General features: G+C 69.0%; 16 protein-coding genes. 8 read left to right on the forward strand and 8 right to left on the reverse strand.

Features of this window, described 5'->3' with window-relative positions; all coding sequences use genetic code 11:
• Positions 1-4: 4 nt before the first annotated feature.
• Positions 5-1282, reverse strand: a complete 1278-nt coding sequence (locus tag ACFY2X_RS31120) for an FAD-dependent oxidoreductase (RefSeq protein WP_389945171.1) — start codon at positions 1280-1282, stop codon at positions 5-7.
• Between the two features lie 76 nt (positions 1283-1358).
• Entirely contained in the window at positions 1359-2351 is a 993-nt protein-coding gene (locus ACFY2X_RS31125; RefSeq protein WP_389945174.1) for an NAD-dependent epimerase/dehydratase family protein, read from the reverse strand.
• Between the two features lie 246 nt (positions 2352-2597).
• Between ACFY2X_RS31125 and ACFY2X_RS31130 the strand changes: the two genes are divergently transcribed.
• From ACFY2X_RS31130 to ACFY2X_RS31145, 4 genes are all read left to right on the forward strand, one after another.
• Entirely contained in the window at positions 2598-2996 is a 399-nt protein-coding gene (locus ACFY2X_RS31130; RefSeq protein ID WP_389945176.1) for a nuclear transport factor 2 family protein, read from the forward strand.
• Positions 2997-3034: 38 nt separating this feature from the next.
• Positions 3035-4039 (forward strand): NAD(P)-dependent alcohol dehydrogenase, encoded by a 1005-nt coding sequence (locus tag ACFY2X_RS31135; RefSeq protein WP_389945179.1) that lies wholly within the window; start codon positions 3035-3037, stop codon positions 4037-4039.
• A gap of 311 nt (positions 4040-4350) precedes the next feature.
• The gene (locus ACFY2X_RS31140; protein WP_389945182.1) at positions 4351-5067 is read left to right on the forward strand and encodes a helix-turn-helix domain-containing protein; all 717 of its coding nucleotides are present in this window, start codon (positions 4351-4353) and stop codon (positions 5065-5067) included.
• Positions 5068-5080: 13 nt separating this feature from the next.
• A complete protein-coding gene (locus tag ACFY2X_RS31145) occupies positions 5081-6250 on the forward strand; it encodes a cytochrome P450 (protein WP_389945185.1) in 1170 nt (389 codons plus the stop codon).
• A 286-nt stretch (positions 6251-6536) separates the two neighbouring features.
• Here the strand turns inward: ACFY2X_RS31145 and ACFY2X_RS31150 are convergent, their stop codons facing one another.
• Both ACFY2X_RS31150 and ACFY2X_RS31155 read right to left on the reverse strand, forming a co-directional pair.
• Entirely contained in the window at positions 6537-6731 is a 195-nt protein-coding gene (locus tag ACFY2X_RS31150) for a helix-turn-helix domain-containing protein (RefSeq protein ID WP_389945189.1), read from the reverse strand.
• Positions 6732-6746: 15 nt separating this feature from the next.
• A complete protein-coding gene (locus ACFY2X_RS31155; protein WP_389945192.1) occupies positions 6747-7760 on the reverse strand; it encodes a helix-turn-helix transcriptional regulator in 1014 nt (337 codons plus the stop codon).
• A 270-nt stretch (positions 7761-8030) separates the two neighbouring features.
• Here ACFY2X_RS31155 and ACFY2X_RS31160 point away from each other — a divergent pair, with 270 nt between their 5' ends.
• Positions 8031-8384, forward strand: a complete 354-nt coding sequence (locus ACFY2X_RS31160) for a carboxymuconolactone decarboxylase family protein (RefSeq protein ID WP_389945195.1) — start codon at positions 8031-8033, stop codon at positions 8382-8384.
• 128 nt (positions 8385-8512) lie between these two features.
• Positions 8513-9160 carry a YdeI family protein gene (locus ACFY2X_RS31165; RefSeq protein ID WP_389945197.1) on the forward strand — a complete coding sequence of 216 codons (648 nt, stop codon included), beginning with the start codon at positions 8513-8515 and terminating at the stop codon, positions 9158-9160.
• 103 nt (positions 9161-9263) lie between these two features.
• Here ACFY2X_RS31165 and ACFY2X_RS31170 read toward each other — a convergent pair whose 3' ends face one another.
• From ACFY2X_RS31170 to ACFY2X_RS31180, 3 genes are read right to left on the reverse strand one after another with little or no spacing between them, the layout of a single operon-like run.
• On the reverse strand, positions 9264-9770 hold the full coding sequence (locus ACFY2X_RS31170; protein WP_389945200.1) for a Tn3 family transposase: 507 nt from the start codon (positions 9768-9770) through the stop codon (positions 9264-9266).
• Between the two features lie 12 nt (positions 9771-9782).
• A complete protein-coding gene (locus tag ACFY2X_RS31175; RefSeq protein ID WP_389945203.1) occupies positions 9783-10484 on the reverse strand; it encodes a response regulator in 702 nt (233 codons plus the stop codon).
• Positions 10481-11725 carry a sensor histidine kinase gene (locus ACFY2X_RS31180; protein WP_389945206.1) on the reverse strand — a complete coding sequence of 415 codons (1245 nt, stop codon included), beginning with the start codon at positions 11723-11725 and terminating at the stop codon, positions 10481-10483. Before ACFY2X_RS31180 ends, ACFY2X_RS31175 begins: the two co-directional genes overlap by 4 nt.
• Before the next feature lie 258 nt (positions 11726-11983).
• Here ACFY2X_RS31180 and ACFY2X_RS31185 point away from each other — a divergent pair, with 258 nt between their 5' ends.
• Both ACFY2X_RS31185 and ACFY2X_RS31190 read left to right on the forward strand, forming a co-directional pair.
• Positions 11984-13489, forward strand: a complete 1506-nt coding sequence (locus ACFY2X_RS31185) for an alpha/beta hydrolase (protein WP_389945208.1) — start codon at positions 11984-11986, stop codon at positions 13487-13489.
• 224 nt (positions 13490-13713) lie between these two features.
• The gene (locus tag ACFY2X_RS31190) at positions 13714-14439 is read left to right on the forward strand and encodes a TetR/AcrR family transcriptional regulator (protein ID WP_389945211.1); all 726 of its coding nucleotides are present in this window, start codon (positions 13714-13716) and stop codon (positions 14437-14439) included.
• Positions 14440-14503: 64 nt separating this feature from the next.
• Here the strand turns inward: ACFY2X_RS31190 and ACFY2X_RS31195 are convergent, their stop codons facing one another.
• Complete coding sequence (locus tag ACFY2X_RS31195) at positions 14504-15364, reverse strand: LysR family transcriptional regulator (RefSeq protein ID WP_389945213.1); 861 nt, start codon at positions 15362-15364, stop codon at positions 14504-14506.
• Positions 15365-15407 lie beyond the last annotated feature (43 nt).

Raw genomic sequence — 15407 nt, forward strand, 5'->3', positions numbered from 1 at the left:
CCGCCTACTTCATCATCGCGGCGGTCATTTGCTTCTTGATCGGGGGCACCGCGTTGAAGAAGCGGAACAGCGTCTTGGTGAACACACGCTGCATCGGGTTGGCGCTGACGCCCATCTTCAGGTTGCGCATGGCCGTCGCCACGGCCTTGAAGGCGTACTCGACCATCTCGCTCTCGTAGGCGTTGACCGCTTCGATCAGCGACGTCTCGCCCTTGACATGTTTGACCAGATTGTCGCGGAGCAGGTGGGCGTCCAGGATCGCGGTGTTGGCCCCCACCCCGGCGGTCGGCGGCATGTTGTGGATCGCATCGCCGATCAGCGTGACGTTGGTGGTCGGCCAGCCTTTGACCGGGGTCGAGGTCTTCAGGGGGAACACCGAGATGCTGCCCAGGTCGCTGCGCGCGATCAGCTCGTGCAGCTGCCGGCTCCAACCCTCGGTCGCCTCGAACGCCACCTTCTGCAGTTCGGCCCCGTCCATGCGCTCCAGCGTCGCACGGTCGCCGAGCTTGTCCCAGGTGGTGACGATGTTCCACATCACGTAGTCGGCGGTGTTGTCCAGGAGCAGGCCTCCGGGCTGCGGCGCCTTGGCGGCCGCGCTGCGGGTGCGGAACTCGTGCGCGGCCAGGAAGACCGTCTTGCCCTGCGGGCCGAACAAGAAGCCCGATCCGGCGAACAGCTGCCGTGGCAGCAGCCTGCGCGTCTCGTCATCCAGGGGGACCTTGCCCGAGATCGACAGCGCGCCGGTGTCGATGCGCTTGGCGTGCGGCAGCAACTCGGTGCGGATGCGGGAGTTGACGCCGTCGGCCGCCACCAGCAGGTCGCCGTCGGCGTGCGTGCCGTCTTCGAAGTGCGCGCGCACCCGGCCGCTGGGCAGTTGCTCGTATCGGGTGAAGGTCTTGCCGTAGTGGACGATGTCGTCCAGGCCCGACAGCAGGACCTCGCGCAGCGAGATGCGGCTGACGGACTTGAAGCTGTCGGTGTAGTGCTCGGGGGCGTTCTCCTCGCCGATCGTCAGCAGTTCGGTGAACCTGTGGTCATAGAAGCCCAGCGTTGTGTTGGGCTTGCCGGAGGTGGCCACGAACCTGTCGTACAGCTCCTCGGGCAGGCAATCGTGCAGCGCGGCGCAGCCTTTGGGCGAGATGTGGATGCGGTAGCCCTGCAGCCGGTCGTCCTTGCTGCGGTCGCGCTCGTAGACCGCGCTGCTGATGCCCGCCTTGCGCAGGCCCTGAGCCAGGGTGAGCCCGCCGATGCCGCCCCCGATAACCAGAACGTGGAATGTCATGGAATTTCCTCCTTCATCGTGATCTCAAAGTTAGGGATCGCAAGTGAAGGAGGAATCGGTCATCCGACTTAGGTCATCATCCGGGCATGACCGCGTCGAGCAGCTCGTGCTCCCGCTGGGCGCTGAGGCCGGCACGCCGTGCCCGATCCAGACCCTGCTCGCGCTCCCAGACCAGCGTGTCGGCCAGCAGTTCCGCCCGGGGCCGATGACGCAGCCCCGCGGCCCGCGCCGCAGACCCGTTGCGGGCCGACCACCCTTCCCAACCCGGCTCGACCAGCCACATCGGCAACGACTCGGGCCCCATGTACTGGGTCACGCCGTTCTCGACCAGCCATGCCGACTCGGCGGCGACCACCGGACCGGTGTGGCCGCCGACAGCGCGGCACAGCTCGATCCACTCGCCGAACGGAACGGTCGGACCGACGGCGTTGTACGTGCCGGTACTCCCTTTCTCCGCGGCGTCGAGCAGCCAGGCGGCGAGGTCCCGCACGTCCACCGCCTGCGTCGGCAGGGCCGGTGCGTCGGGAACCAGCATCGGCCCGTGCGGATCGCGTGCGGCGCGGGCCACCCAGTAGCCGGAACGTCCGCTGTGATCGCCAGGACCGCCGATGAGGCCGGCACGCGCGATGAGGAGGCGGTCGCTCACGGCCGCCGTCGAGGCCTGCTCGCAGGCGACTTTCGCCTCGCCGTACAGCGTGCGGTCGACCTCGCGCCGGTCGGTCGGGGCAAGCAGGGGCGCCGACTCGTCCGCGTCCGGTATGGCATGGGCGGCGTAGGCGTTGACGGAGGAGACATAGGTCCAGTGTCGCGCCCGGCCGCCCAGCGCCTCGAGCGCCTCACACACGAAACCCGGTTGCCAGGACACCTCCATGACCGCGTCCCACGTACGGTCGAGCAGCGGCTCGTACGCCGCGGGATCACGCCGGTCGGCGGCCACCAGCCGCGCGCCGTTCGCGACCTGCCCGCTTTCGCCACGAGCCAGGCACGTGACTCGATGGCCGCGCATGACCGCCTCCCGCGACAGCTCACGGCCCACCCATGCCGTCCCACCCAGAATCAGGATCTCCATGGCGACACCCAAGCACCACACCCACCGGGCACCCAGGCGGGTTCGCTGCCGGCGGACCCGCTTCGCCGACAGCGGACAGTGCTCGCCATGGACGGCCCGAGCGCCGGCTCAGGACAGCTCTCAAACCCTCGCGCCGCCGGGCCGGGTGCGAACGTTCATGACAGCCGGCCTCCCACGCCTTGACGAGTAGATCAACCAGTCGATATAACTATGTAGACCGAACATTCTATCCACTCGGGAGAGGTAATGTCTTTCCGTTCCACCGCCGAGGTCATCGACCGCTTCAACCGCGCCTTCGTCGAGCGCGACGCCGATCTGCTCACGGATCTGGTCGCCGAGGACTGCGTGATGGAAGCCGTCCGGCCGGCACCCACCGGGGAACGCGTCGAAGGCCGCCAGCCCTGCCTGGACTGGTGGCGTGCGCTCATTGAGGACCGCGGCAGCCAGTTCCAGCCGCAGGAGGTCGTGCTCGCGGGAGAGCGGGCGACGATCCGCTGGCACTACCACTTCGGCCCGGGCTCCGCGGACTGGGTCAGCGGAGTGAACCTCATGCACGTGCGCAACGGCCTGATCATCGAGGCCCTCGGCTACAGCAAGACCGCGGGCGAAGTCCCGCTGGCCACCGACACCGGCCTCGACGACTGAGCACCGCGAACCGCAGAACCGAACAAAGAGAACCCCTCATGCGCAGTTACCATGTCGACAGCGGCGCCGGGATCGCCGGCCTGTCGATCAAGAATCATCCCGACCCCCGGCCCGGCCCCGGACAGGTGCTGGTCGCGGTGCGCGCCGTCTCGCTGAACTACCGCGAACTGTTGGTGCTGCGCGGCAATTACGTGCTGCCGGTGAAGCCTGATGTGGTGCCGATCTCCGACGGGGCCGGAGAGGTCGTCGCAGTCGGGCCCGGCGTACGCACCGTGCGGGTCGGCGACAGGGTCATGGCCACGCTCTTCCCGAGCTGGCAGGAGGGCCCGTTCGGTGTCCAGCACCTGGCGCAACTGGGCGGCTCGCTGGACGGCATGCTCACCGAGCTGGCGGTGCTCGAGGAGAACGCGCTCGTGCCGATCCCCGACCACCTGTCCTATCAGGAGGCGGCGACGCTGCCCTGCGCCGCCGTCACCGCCTGGAACGCCCTGACCGGGGATGGCGTTGGCCTGCGGCCAGGTCAGACGCTGGTGACGCAGGGGTCCGGAGGAGTGTCCTTGTTCGCGCTCCAGTTCGCCAAGATGCTCGGAGCGCGTGTGATCGCCACGACCAGCGACCCGGCCAAAGCCGCCCGCCTGGTCGAACTCGGCGCCGATGAGGTCATCGACTACAGGGCCATGCCCGACTGGCCCGCCAAGGTCCGGGAACTGACCGGCGGGCAGGGCGCCGATCGCATCATCGACGTCGCCGGCCTGCTGGAGCAGTCGCTCAAGGCCGTGGCTATAGCGGGCCATGTCGCCTGCGTGGGTTTCGTCGGGGACAACGCATCGCCCCTCGACTCTCGGGCGCTGTTCGCCTCCGGTGCCACCGTGCGCGCCGTCGCCGTCGGCAGTCGTGCACAGTTCCTCGCGATGAGCCGCGCCATCGAAGTCAACCGCCTCCACCCGGTCGTTGACCGGGTGTTCCCCTTCGATGAGGCCCCCGACGCCTACCACTACTACGCCTCGGGCAAGGCGTTGGGAAAGGTCGTCATCGAGCTCTGAACCGACTACCCGGGAGTGGCACGGGTCGATCCGCGACCGGCTGCCGTGGTGTCTGCTCGCGGAAACCGGACTGCGGCAGGTGCTGATGTGCGGGGTCGGCGAGGCTTCCGGAACCGTCTTGGCCACGCTGCGCGCCGGCGGGTACGCGCCCGTCCAGCGCACCTCCGGCGAGGATCCCGCGCTCGCTCCCACCGCGGCCCCTCGCTCGCCCGGGCGCCCACCCCGCGTCCTCCGCCTGCCCGGGCGCCCCTCCGCGTCCTCCGCCCGCTTAATCGCTGGCGAACGCGGCGGCCGCCGGGTTGACTGCCCTGGTGACCGCATTGCCCGTGCCCGCCGACCTGGCCCACTTGGTGGCCGGGAGCTGGGTGCTCGACGGCGACGCGGTGCCGAGAGGATTGCCGCAACCCGCCGTCGACCTGCTGGTCATGCCTGATGGGGCGTGCTGGCTGGCTGGGCCGGAGACGCGCGGCCGACAGGGGGCGCTGCCCGAGGGCGGGTCCCTGGTTGGGGTGCGGCTGCGGCCGGGGACGGTGACCGGGCTGTTCGGGGTCGCGGCCGACGAGGTGCCGCTGGCCGGGGCGCCCATCGAGGTCGGGCAGCTGGACGGGTCGGTGACCGAGCGGCTGGCCGGGGCGCTGGCACTGGTGCGGGCGCGGGCCGGGCAATGCCGGGTCGACGAGCGGGTGCGCATCGTACTGGCGGCCATGCACGCGGCGCCAGGTGCGCCGGTGGACCGGCATGCCGCTCAGGCCGGGTTGTCCGAGCGGCAACTACGGCGGCGGTTCGGGGTGGCGGTCGGGCTGCGGCCCAAGTCCTACGTGCGGGTGGTGCGGCTGCACCACGCGCTCGCCGCCGCGCACGCCGCGGTGGCCAAGGGCGAGCGCCCGAACTGGGCGGACATCGCTGTGCGCAGCGGCTGCTACGACCAGTCACACCTGCTCGCCGAGTTCCGGCACGCGGTGGGGGCGCCGCCGAGCATGTTGCTGCCGGATGTCCGTTTTCTCCAAGCCTCGACCAGCCGGAGCTGACCACACTCGACGCATGACTGATGATGTTGTCTTGGAGATCCTCGACTGGCACCGGGAGACCGCACGGGACGGTCTCGCCGGGGACGGGGTGCGTTTCGTCGAACCGCTCGGTGCCTGGGTGGTGCACGGCTACACCGAGGTGAACCAGGTGCTCACCGACTACCCGGTGTTCTCCTCCGACGAGCTGCGCTACAGCGCGCAACCCGTGCCGCACCGGGACAACCCGGTTCTGGGCAGCCTGTCGGCGATCGACCCGCCCCGGCACCACCTGCTGCGCCGGCTGGTCAGCCGGGCCTTCACGCCCCGCGCGATCCAGGCGCTGCTCCCCTCGATCACCGACACCGTGCGGACGCAACTGGCCGATGTGGACGGTGAGCTGGACGTGATCGGCCAGCTCGGTCACCCGTTGCCGGTGCGCACCATCGCCACGCTGCTCGGAGTCGAAGCGGACCGGCAACCGGACTTCGTGCGCTGGACCGAGGCGATCACCTCCTTCGCCGGCTCGTTCACCGAGGACCCGGTGCGCCAGGCCGCGTTCCGCACCGCACACGCCGAACTGGCCGAGTACTTCCGGGAGGTGTTCGCCGAACACCGCGCCCGACCCCAAGGCGACGTGATCGACACTCTGCTGGCCGCCGAACCGGACGGCAGCCGGCTCTCCGACGAGGAGTTGCTCAGCTTCTGCACGCTGCTGCTCATCAACGGCCACGAGACGACCAAGACCCTGCTGGTCAACATCGTGCTGTGTCTGGCGGCTCACCCGGACGCACTGGCCCAGCTGCGCGCTGACCCTGGACTGGTACCCGATGCCATCGAGGAGGTGCTGCGGTTCCTGCCCCCGATCGGTGGCGCCGACCGGTTCACCACCGGCCCGACCAGCATCGCCGGGCACGCCGTCGAGACCGGCCGGCGGGTGATCGCCATGGTGCTCTCGGCCAATCGGGACCCTCGGGTGTTCGCCGAGCCGGAGGAGTTCCGGCCCGGCCGAACGCCCAACGAGCACCTTTCCTTCGGCCACGGCGTGCACTTCTGCCTCGGCGCGCACCTGGCCCGGCACGAGCTCGCGATCGCGGTTCACGCACTGCTGCACCGGTTCCCCGGTCCGTGGTCGGTGGGCCGGATCGCGACCGGGCGCACCCCGGTCGGCATCGACGTGCTCGATCTAGCGCTGGTCAGCCCGTAGCCGGAGGGCTGATCCCCGGCACGGAACACCTCGCTGCGGTAGCGCACTGTTGCCCCCGGCCTGCGCGACACACTCCCGATGTCCGTCGCGGAACGGTAGCACTTGAAGGACGCAACGAAAGTGGCCCCCGACGCCCTCCTCGCGCGATACACGATCACTTAAAACCCCGGCAAGACCTGGACGATCTCCCGCCGCATGAGGTACGGACAATCCTCGCCTTACGGCGATATGTAATAGGGGTCCCGGTAGTCCTGGCCGAAAAACCAACGAATATCGCTGACCTGCGCTAACGCGGAATCTCAGCATCCGTCGTCCCCGTCGTCTCGGTGCGGTCGAGGACGCGGTAGACGGTGGCGCGACCGATGGAGAAGACCTCCATGAGATCGGCGATGGTGTAGTCGCCGGTGGCGTGCATCCGCACCAGCTCGGCTTGCTGACGGGCGGCGTGTCTCGTTGAGCGAATCTCGATTGAGACAGTCAAGACTGCAGTCGCACTTCACGGTGGCTGGCAACATCCGTCACTGCAGGTAGCCGTGTCAGCTATCGGCGGGTGTTTGTGCCGCTGGTTGTCCTTGAGGAGTTGTTGTGTGCGGGTGAGGAATGCCTGGCGGACCTCTTCTGGGTGCAGTATCTGGAGTGGTCGGCCGAGGCTGAGCAGGTAGCGGGCCAGGCCGTCGGTGTCTGGCCCGCCGATGTCGATGATCGTGGCGTCATCGCCGTCCGGGTGGTGGACGCCGACCGTTGGTGGTACCAGCCTGCGGGCCTCATCGGCCGGTACGGCCAGGCGGATGGTCACCCGCACCGGGTAGGGCCTCAGCGCGATGCCCGTGCTGACCATCTGTGCTGGATCTGGCGGGTCGGGTAGGGCAGTGGCCTGCCCGGTGGCTGTGGCATCGATGATGCGATCGGTACGGAAGGTGCGCCAGTCCTGCCGCGTCAGGTCGTAGGCGAGGAGATACCAGCGGCGGCCGGTGTAGATGAGCCGGGAGGGGTCCACTCGGCGGGTGGACGTCGTTCCGGCCCGGTCGCGGTAGGTCAACTGGGTGCGTTCGCCTCGTCGGCACGCGGCGGCCAGGTCGAGCAGCAGCGCGGGGGAGATCTGGCTGTCGTCGGGTCGTGCGGTGTGGGTGAACGCGGCGTCCAGCTCGCCGAGCCGGTCGGCGATCCTGGCCGGCAGCACCTGGCGTAGTTTCAGCAGTGCCGACAGGGCTGCCTGGTCACTGCCGGAGACTCCGCTGAAGGCGGCGGTGCGCAGCCCGACAGCGACCGCGAGGGCCTCCTCCTCGTCAAGGATCAGTGGCGGAATGCTGGTTCCGGGCCCGAGGTGGTAGCCGCCCCATGGGCCCATCTCCGATTCGATGCCGTAGCCGAGTTCACGTAGCCGGGCGATGTCCCGGCGAACCGTCCGTTCGGTGATCTCCAGCTGGGCGGAAAGATCAGCGCACGTCCAGGACTGCCGCGTTGACAGCAAAGACAGCAGCCGCAGCAGCCGCGCCGAGGTGTTGACCATGGCTAACAGTCTGCTCGATAACCAGGACCGTTTCTGACCGGGTCATACCGTAACGTCGCTGGCATGGCCGAGAACTCCTCGGCCGAAAAGTCCATTACGACGACGATGACCTCCGCCAAGGTGCGGTAGATGACGGGCCCGGATGGGCGCACGTAACCGACGAGGGGCAGGACCCATGGAAGCACGCATGAAGAGCGTGGCGAATCCCGACGTATCACAGCGATCCAGCATCTCCACAAGGCGATTCACGCCGGTGGCGTCGACCCGCTCGTGCTCGAGCTGGTCCATCTGCGGGCCAGCCAGATCAACGGCTGCAGCCCGTGTGTGTTCGCCGGCGTCCAGTCGGCGAAGAAGCATGGAGAGACCGAGGAGCGGCTGCACAACGTGGTCACCTGGCGCGAGACCCCGTTCTTCACCGAGGAGGAGCGGGCAGCGCTCGCGCTGCCCGAGGCCGCCATCCGGATCCAGGACGGCGCGCCGGGCGTGACCGACGAGATCTGGGACGGTGCTGCCACCCACTTCGACGAGAATCAGATGTCCGCGATCATCCTGAACATCGCAATCACCAACTTCTTCAACCGGATCAACCACACGATCCGGGAGCAGGCCGGCAAGACCTGGTGAAGGCGGGCGGGCGTCATCCGTCCAGAAGCCGCGGTGGCGACGTGGCGAAGGACGTGATCGGCCAGCTCTACCGCTGACCGATCCAGCGCCACTTCCGGCAGGCCCCCGTCCTGGGCTCCCACCTTCGGGTGACCGCCGACAACCATACCTTTGATGATCATCAGGGGCACATGACGATGAGCAACGAACTACTGGAACTGACCGTTACCGATGCCCGAGCCTGGCGGGAGTGGCTCAGCAGGCACCACGACAGCTCGGCAGGGGTGTGGCTGGTCCTCGCCAAGCAGAACACGACCCGGCCCACCAGCCTGACCTATGACCAGGCGCTCGACGAAGCCCTGTGCCACGGCTGGATCGATGGTCGGCTACGACGGCGGGATGAGATCACCTTCTGCCGGCGCTTCACCCCTCGCGGAAGGCAAAGTCCCTGGTCAGCGCGGAACGTTTCCATCGTCACCCGCCTGATCAGCGAGGGCCGGATGCATCCGGCCGGAATGACCGAGGTCGAACGCGCCAAGGCCGACGGCCGCTGGGACACGGCCTACGCGGGACAAGCCGGCATCGAGGTACCAGCCGACCTGGCCGCCGCATTGGCCGCGAAGCCCCAGGCACAAGCGATGTTCGACATCCTTACCTCCCAAAACCGCTACGCCATTCTCTATCGGATCGCGAACGCCAAACGCGCCGAGACCCGAGCCCGCCGTATCACCCAGTTCGTTGACATGCTCGCCCGCGGCGAGGCGATCCACCCACAAAAGCGCACCCTCAGCAGTTGAATGCGGGCCCACTCCTCTCCCCGCCTCGCTCCTCCAAGCCCACGCACATGGCGGCTCGGCGTTCGGCCAGACCCGGAACCTTACCCAGCCCCCCAAGAACCCGTCATGGGCGCAGGCTCGGCTCAACAGCGGCCGGGCGCAAGGTGCCCCATTCCTTCAGCGCGGCCGCCAGGGTGTTCTGCCGGGAGGCGGCCGACCATTTGCCGACCACCAGCGACGCGGTCGCCTGCCCGTACTTGAGCGATCCGGCCATGCGCAGCAGGTCGGGCCAGCAGTCGGCGACCAGCGCTTCGTTCCAGCGGGCGCCCAGCAGCGGACCGGCGTGCGGGTAGCGCTTGGCCGTCTCGGTGGGAGTGTCGTCCCTCACCAGGGTGATCTTCCCCAGGTCCCGGATCCGCGGCGACAGCAGCTTTCCCACCAGGTCGAACAACGCGACGACCTCATCCAGCAGGTCCACCGCCGACTGCGCCGCCACCGCCAACAGGATCGGATACCGACGCTCTGGATCGCGGCGCTCCAGCGCCTGATTGGTGGAACGGCGGCCCACCGTCGCCAGGAACCGGCGCCGCTCCGTCGGCAACGCCGACAAATCCAGCAGATGCGCGTCCATGCCGCTGTCGCATCAGACGTGGTGACTGATTCCGGGGGTGATCAGGCCGGTTTCATACGCGATGACCACGGCTTGAGCGCGGCTGGACAGGCGGAGTTTGGTCATGAGGCGGCCCAGGTGGGATTTGACGGTGGCCTGGGCGATGTTCAGGCGGGTGGCGATCTGCTGGTTGGTCAGGCCCTGGCCGACCAGGCGGAGCACGGCGGTTTCCTGACTGGTGAGCTGGGCGAGCTCTTCGGGCTGGCGCCGGGTGGGTTCGGGTGTGGCGGCGAAGTGGTGGACCAGGCGCCGGGTGACGCTGGGCGCCAGCAGTACCTCACCGCGGGCGACTGTGGCGATCGCGGCCAGCATCTGGTCGGCCGGGGTGTCTTTGAGCAGGAATCCCGAGGCGCCGGCGCGCAGGGCGGCGAAGACGTGTTCGTCCAGGTCGAAGGTGGTCAGGATAAGGATCTTGGGTGCCGGGCCGTCAGCGTGGGCGAGGATCTGACGGGTGGCGGCGACACCGTCCAGGTCGGGCATGCGGATGTCCATCAAGATGACATCCGGAGCGGTCGCCTCGGCTTGGGCGACGGCTTCGTGGCCGTCGGCGGCCTCGCCGACGACCGCGAGATCGGCGTCGGTGCGGACGAGGGCGACCAGGCCCGCACGGACCAGGGCTTGGTCGTCGACGATCAGGACGCGGATGGTCCTGGGATCAGTGTCGGGGCCGGTCATCGGGGTACCCCCAGCCGCGGTGCGCTCTGCTGCGGGTGGGCCGTGGCGAGGACGGGCTCGGCCGGCGGCTCGGCGAGCGGGGAGGCGGGCAGGTGCGCGGTCACGGTGTAGCCGCCGTGCTCGCGTGGGCCTGCGGCGAGGGTGCCGCCGTAGAGGGCGGCTCGCTCGCGCATGCCGATCAGCCCGTGCCCGGGTGAGCGCTCCTCGGTGGTGGCGGGGCCGTCGTTGGTGACCTGCAGGGTGACCGCGGCAGGGTGGTAGGTCAGGGTGAGGGCCACGTTGGCGTGCGGGGCGTGTTTGAGCACGTTGGTCAGTGATTCCTGGGCGATGCGGTACAGGCATCGGTCCACGCCGGGCGGCAGCGAGCGTACCTGACCGGAGGTCTTCCGCTGGATCGACAGGCCTGAAAGGTGGGAGCGTTCCAGCAGCGTGTCCAGCTGAGCCAGGCCCGGTTGCGGTGCGTAGGAGTCCTCACCGGTGTCGGGCGTGAGGCGCAGGACCGACAGCATGTGCCGCAATTCGGTGAGCGCCTCGCGGGTGGTGGCGGCGATCGCCGAGAAGGCCTCGCGTGCGGTGTCGGGCTCGGTGGCGATCAGGCGGCCTCCGGCACCGGACTGGATCGAGATGACCGACAGGTGATGGGCGACCACGTCGTGCAGTTCCCTGGCGATGCGCACGCGTTCTTCAGCGACCGCTCGCAGGGCTTTCTCCTCGCGTTCGATCTCCAGGTGGCGGGCGTGCTCGACCAGGTCCTGGTGGCGCAGGCGGCGGCTGCGCACCCCTTCCCCGATGGCCCAGGCCGCGCCGAGCTGAAGCACGTTCTCGAACAGGTTTTTGACGGCCGCGAAGGTCAGCTCGGACCCGATGAGGTCGGGAACGAGGATGCTCGCCATCAACGCCAGGGCCAGGACACCGTCGCGATAGCCCTCCCGGCGGTAGGCCGCGACGGTGTAGAGGCCGATCAGTACCGGCAGGGTCTGGAATCCGTTGGGGTAGCCGGCCAGGCCGCAGCCGACCAGGCTCACCGTGATCACCGCCAGGACGGCGATGGGGTGGCGTCGGCGCAGCACCAGCGGCGCGGCGGTGAGCACCGCCAGCAGGTAGGCCAGCGCGACCGGGCTGTGGGCGGACAGGGCGGCCTGCGTCACCGCCAGGGCGGTGAGCACACCGGCCAGCACGCTGTCCGTGACCATCACGGGCAAGCCGCGCCACCAGCGGCCCAATCGCCGCACCACGTTCATGGAATGACGGTATCCACCAACCTGACCGGGCTCGTCCTCCTTGAGGAGGAGCCCGTCGTTAGGGCAGCGGTCGTAAAAGCGGGGTCGGCTGGCGTGCGGGTCGCAAGGTACGGATCGGCATTCCGCTCGATGCCCGAGGGGCACCGGCGCCCCTAGCGTTGTGCACGAGCCGGAATCTCTCATAGGCGCCGTCCGGTCCTCAGGGGCCGACGTCCCACCACCGAGATGACTAATACACCTTCGCGAAGGGATATAGGCATGCCCGATTTCAAGCGTGGAGTAGCCGCGGCAGCAGTGCTCACGGCCACCATCGGAGGATTTGCCGCTGGACCGGCGCAGGCGGCCACGCCCATGGACCGCTTTCACCATCAGACGATCACCTGGCGCGCTTGCGCGACCGGACCCGGCGATCAGATCGGCAGGGAGCTTGACGCCGCCGGGGCTCAATGCGCCACCGTCCTGGTCCCGATGGACTACCGCAGGCCGGACGGGCGGACTATCTCGGTCGCGATCTCTCGGGTCAAGGCCACCGATGCCTCCCGGCGCCGCGGCGTCCTGCTGTTCAACCCCGGCGGACCAGGAGGCTCCGGCCTCCAGATGTCGCTCCTGGGAAAGGAAGTGCCCGAGGTCGGGGCCCGTTACGACCTGCTGGGCATGGATCCCCGATTCGTCGGCCGCAGCACACCGATCACCTGCCGGTGGCAGACCGACACCTACCTGCGCTCGGCGGGACCCGACCGGCGTACCTTCGACAAGAGCGTGCGCCTGGCCAGGCAACTGGCGGCAGGCTGTGTCGAGGGCAATCGCCAGGTTCTGCCGTACGCCTCGACCAGGAACACCGCACGCGACATGGACGTGATCAGGGCCGCGCTCGGTGAGCGGAAGCTGTCCTACGTCGGCTTCTCCTACGGCACCTACCTGGGCGCGACCTATCTGCAGATGTTCGGCTCGCGAGCCGACCGGGTCGTGCTCGACAGCGCCGTCGACCCCCAGGTGTACGGCCCGCGCCTGCTCTCGCGCGCCGCCCCCGCGATCGACGCCGCACTCCGGCGCTGGGCGTCCTGGGCCGCCGCACGTGACAAGGAGTACGGGCTGGGCAGCACACGCGAGGCCGTCCTGGCGACCGTAGAGAAGATCAACCGGCAGCCCGTGAAGATCGGCGGATACCGCGTCGATGCCAGTGTCGTGCCGTACTGGCTGATGGGGCGCCTCTACAACGACGGGCCGCAGGCCTCCACCATCCTCGCCGAGGAGGCGCGGGCGTTGAGCCACGGCGGCAAGACGCCACTGCCCGCCTCTTTCAAGGAGTTCCTCGACGGCCTGTTCACCGGCGCCGGAGAGGCCTCCGATCGGGCGGGCACGGCGATCCTGTGCGCCGACCGGGCCGCACCTCGTGATCCGGCGACCTACTACCGCGACATCCAGCGCCACCGCGTCGCAGAGCCCCTGTTCGGGCCGCTCGCCCGCAACATTTCCCCGTGCGCGTTCTGGCCGGTCAAGCCGCTTGAATCGCCCACCACGATCGGCAACTCCGTACCGGCGTTGATCGTCGGCGCGGACGGCGATCCGGCGACGCCCTATCCGGGCCAGCAGGCCATGCACCGCGCGCTGACCGGCTCCCGCATGATCACACTGACCGGCGCCTACCGTCACACCGTCTACATCGCGGACAAGAACAGCTGTGTCGACACCAAGGTGACCCGCTACCTGGTCGACGGTGTCCTCCCTGACCGAGACGTCACCTGCACCCGCCCGGCCGCCTGACACGCTGGCGCCACACCACCCGCGGGCCCGCAGACGAGACCAGCACCGGCGCTGCGGATGGTCCTTCTGCCTCGGCGTAGCACCACATCCCCCAGGTCAGGGGTGGGTTCGTTGGATTCTGTCCCATCGCTACCGGAACCCCGCCGGGCCCGCGATCAGCCTCGAAACCACAAACTAGACCGATACCACTTATGGTACCGACCTAATTTTGTTACGGTACTTGTATGAGCACCGATGCAGGCGGCATCAATCCGTCACAGGCGCACGAGGAAATCACGCAGTCCCGGCACGAACGGCGGCGACGCGAGACCCGGGAGCGGATCGCCAATACGGCCTTGGCCCTGTTCGGCGAGCGGGGCTACGACGCCGTGACCATCGCCGAGATCGCCGAAGCCGCGGACGTCGCGAAACAGACGGTTGTCAACCACTTCCCGGCCAAGGAGGATCTCCTCCTCGCCTGGCACCGCCCGGTGGAGGCCGATCTGATCGACATGATCGATCAACTCCCCCTGAGCACTCCGCTGCCGGAGTTCCTCAAGGAGGAGCTGCCGCGCATGTTCGCCGGACTGTCCGAGGTGCCGGAGGCACCGGACCGCGAAGATCCGCGGACCGCGGTCGACGAGCGATTCGCCGGCGTCGGCGCCATCATTCAGAACAGTCCCGCGCTGCTGGACGCGTTGCGGCTGCGCGGCAGCCGTTACCAGGACGACCTGGCGGCGATCCTGTCCGACCGGGTGCCCGCGCATCTGGGACCCGTTGCGGCGCGCGCGACCGCCGCCTTCATCCTGACCACAGTCACCGCCATGATCAACGAGGCGGCACGGCTACGGAGCGAAGGCCGGACGCCGGAACAGATCATCGCGACCCTGACCGACACGGTCGGTCGGGCACTGGACATCCTGGACGGCGGCATCGGCGGCATCGGCGAAACCGCGGCACCGTCCGAGTGAGCGGGCATTCACCGCTGACCAAGCCAACAGGATGGGCAGGGCCGCAGTCGCCGGTCAGCCCCGGCTACCGTACGGCCCTGCCTCGCTCCAGCCGGTCGGCGACGGTCATCGCCGGTCCGGGAGCGAGAGTGCCGTGCAGCATCTCCACCCGGTGCACCACGCGCGGTGCGGTCAGCGGCACCCCGGTCGCCACCGACGCGGGCAGCAGGGTGAGCCCGTGCCCGGCGGCGGTCAGATTCAGCACGGTATGCAGGTCGTCGCCGTCATAGCGGAATCCGACGCGGAACCCGCCCACGCCCGCCACCTCGCGTAACCGCTCCACCGACACGGCGGCGGGGGCCTGCAGCCACAGGGCGTCGGCCAGGTCGGCCAGCGCCAGCCCCCGCCGCCGGGACAGCGGATGGCCGTCGGCCAGGACCACCACCAGTTCCTCCTCGGCCACGCCGACACCGGTCAGCGACCCCGCGTCAGGAAGGCGCAGCGGGTCGCTGGGCGCGGCGATCCCGTCGGCGAACCCGAGGTCCGCCGCACCGGAGGCGACCTGCTCGACGACGCGCTCGCGACCGGCGGTGAGCAACGTCACCGGCGACCGGCCGAGCACCAGACCACGGGCGATCGCCGGGGTGCACGCCAGCGGAGAGGCCACCACGGTCAGCCGTTCGACCGGGCCGGTGGCGGCGCGTAGCACGTCGGCGCGAGCGGCCTGGTGACGCAGCAGCAGCGGCGCGGCGTGTTCCAGCAGGCGTTCCCCGGCCGGGGTGGGCGTGACCGGGCGGCGGTGCAGAAGCGTCAGTCCCAGGTCCGCCTCCAGCGTGGCGATCTGCTGGGAAACGGCCGACTGGGTGTAGCCGAGTTCTTCGGCCGCGGCTGAGAAAGACCGCCAGTGGGCGACGGTCACGAACGTGCGCAACAGGTGCGGATCCACGGTGTATCAGTATCGCTTATCGGACCAGCAGGAATCATCGTTG

Source organism: Streptosporangium sp. NPDC000396 (assembly GCF_042898655.1).
Taxonomy (GTDB): domain Bacteria; phylum Actinomycetota; class Actinomycetes; order Streptosporangiales; family Streptosporangiaceae; genus Streptosporangium.

Excerpts from the sequence above, each read along its gene's own strand:
- ACFY2X_RS31120 (WP_389945171.1), bottom strand. The coding sequence starts at position 1,282 with ATGACATTCCACGTTCTGGTTATCGGGGGCGGCATCGGCGGGCTCACC.
- ACFY2X_RS31130 (WP_389945176.1), top strand. The coding sequence starts at position 2,598 with ATGTCTTTCCGTTCCACCGCCGAGGTCATCGACCGCTTCAACCGCGCC.
- ACFY2X_RS31180 (WP_389945206.1), bottom strand. The coding sequence starts at position 11,725 with ATGAACGTGGTGCGGCGATTGGGCCGCTGGTGGCGCGGCTTGCCCGTG.
- ACFY2X_RS31175 (WP_389945203.1), bottom strand. The coding sequence starts at position 10,484 with ATGACCGGCCCCGACACTGATCCCAGGACCATCCGCGTCCTGATCGTC.
- ACFY2X_RS31190 (WP_389945211.1), top strand. The coding sequence starts at position 13,714 with ATGAGCACCGATGCAGGCGGCATCAATCCGTCACAGGCGCACGAGGAA.
- ACFY2X_RS31185 (WP_389945208.1), top strand. The coding sequence starts at position 11,984 with ATGCCCGATTTCAAGCGTGGAGTAGCCGCGGCAGCAGTGCTCACGGCC.
- ACFY2X_RS31155 (WP_389945192.1), bottom strand. The coding sequence starts at position 7,760 with ATGGTCAACACCTCGGCGCGGCTGCTGCGGCTGCTGTCTTTGCTGTCA.
- ACFY2X_RS31125 (WP_389945174.1), bottom strand. The coding sequence starts at position 2,351 with ATGGAGATCCTGATTCTGGGTGGGACGGCATGGGTGGGCCGTGAGCTG.
- ACFY2X_RS31135 (WP_389945179.1), top strand. The coding sequence starts at position 3,035 with ATGCGCAGTTACCATGTCGACAGCGGCGCCGGGATCGCCGGCCTGTCG.
- ACFY2X_RS31145 (WP_389945185.1), top strand. The coding sequence starts at position 5,081 with ATGACTGATGATGTTGTCTTGGAGATCCTCGACTGGCACCGGGAGACC.
- ACFY2X_RS31170 (WP_389945200.1), bottom strand. The coding sequence starts at position 9,770 with ATGGACGCGCATCTGCTGGATTTGTCGGCGTTGCCGACGGAGCGGCGC.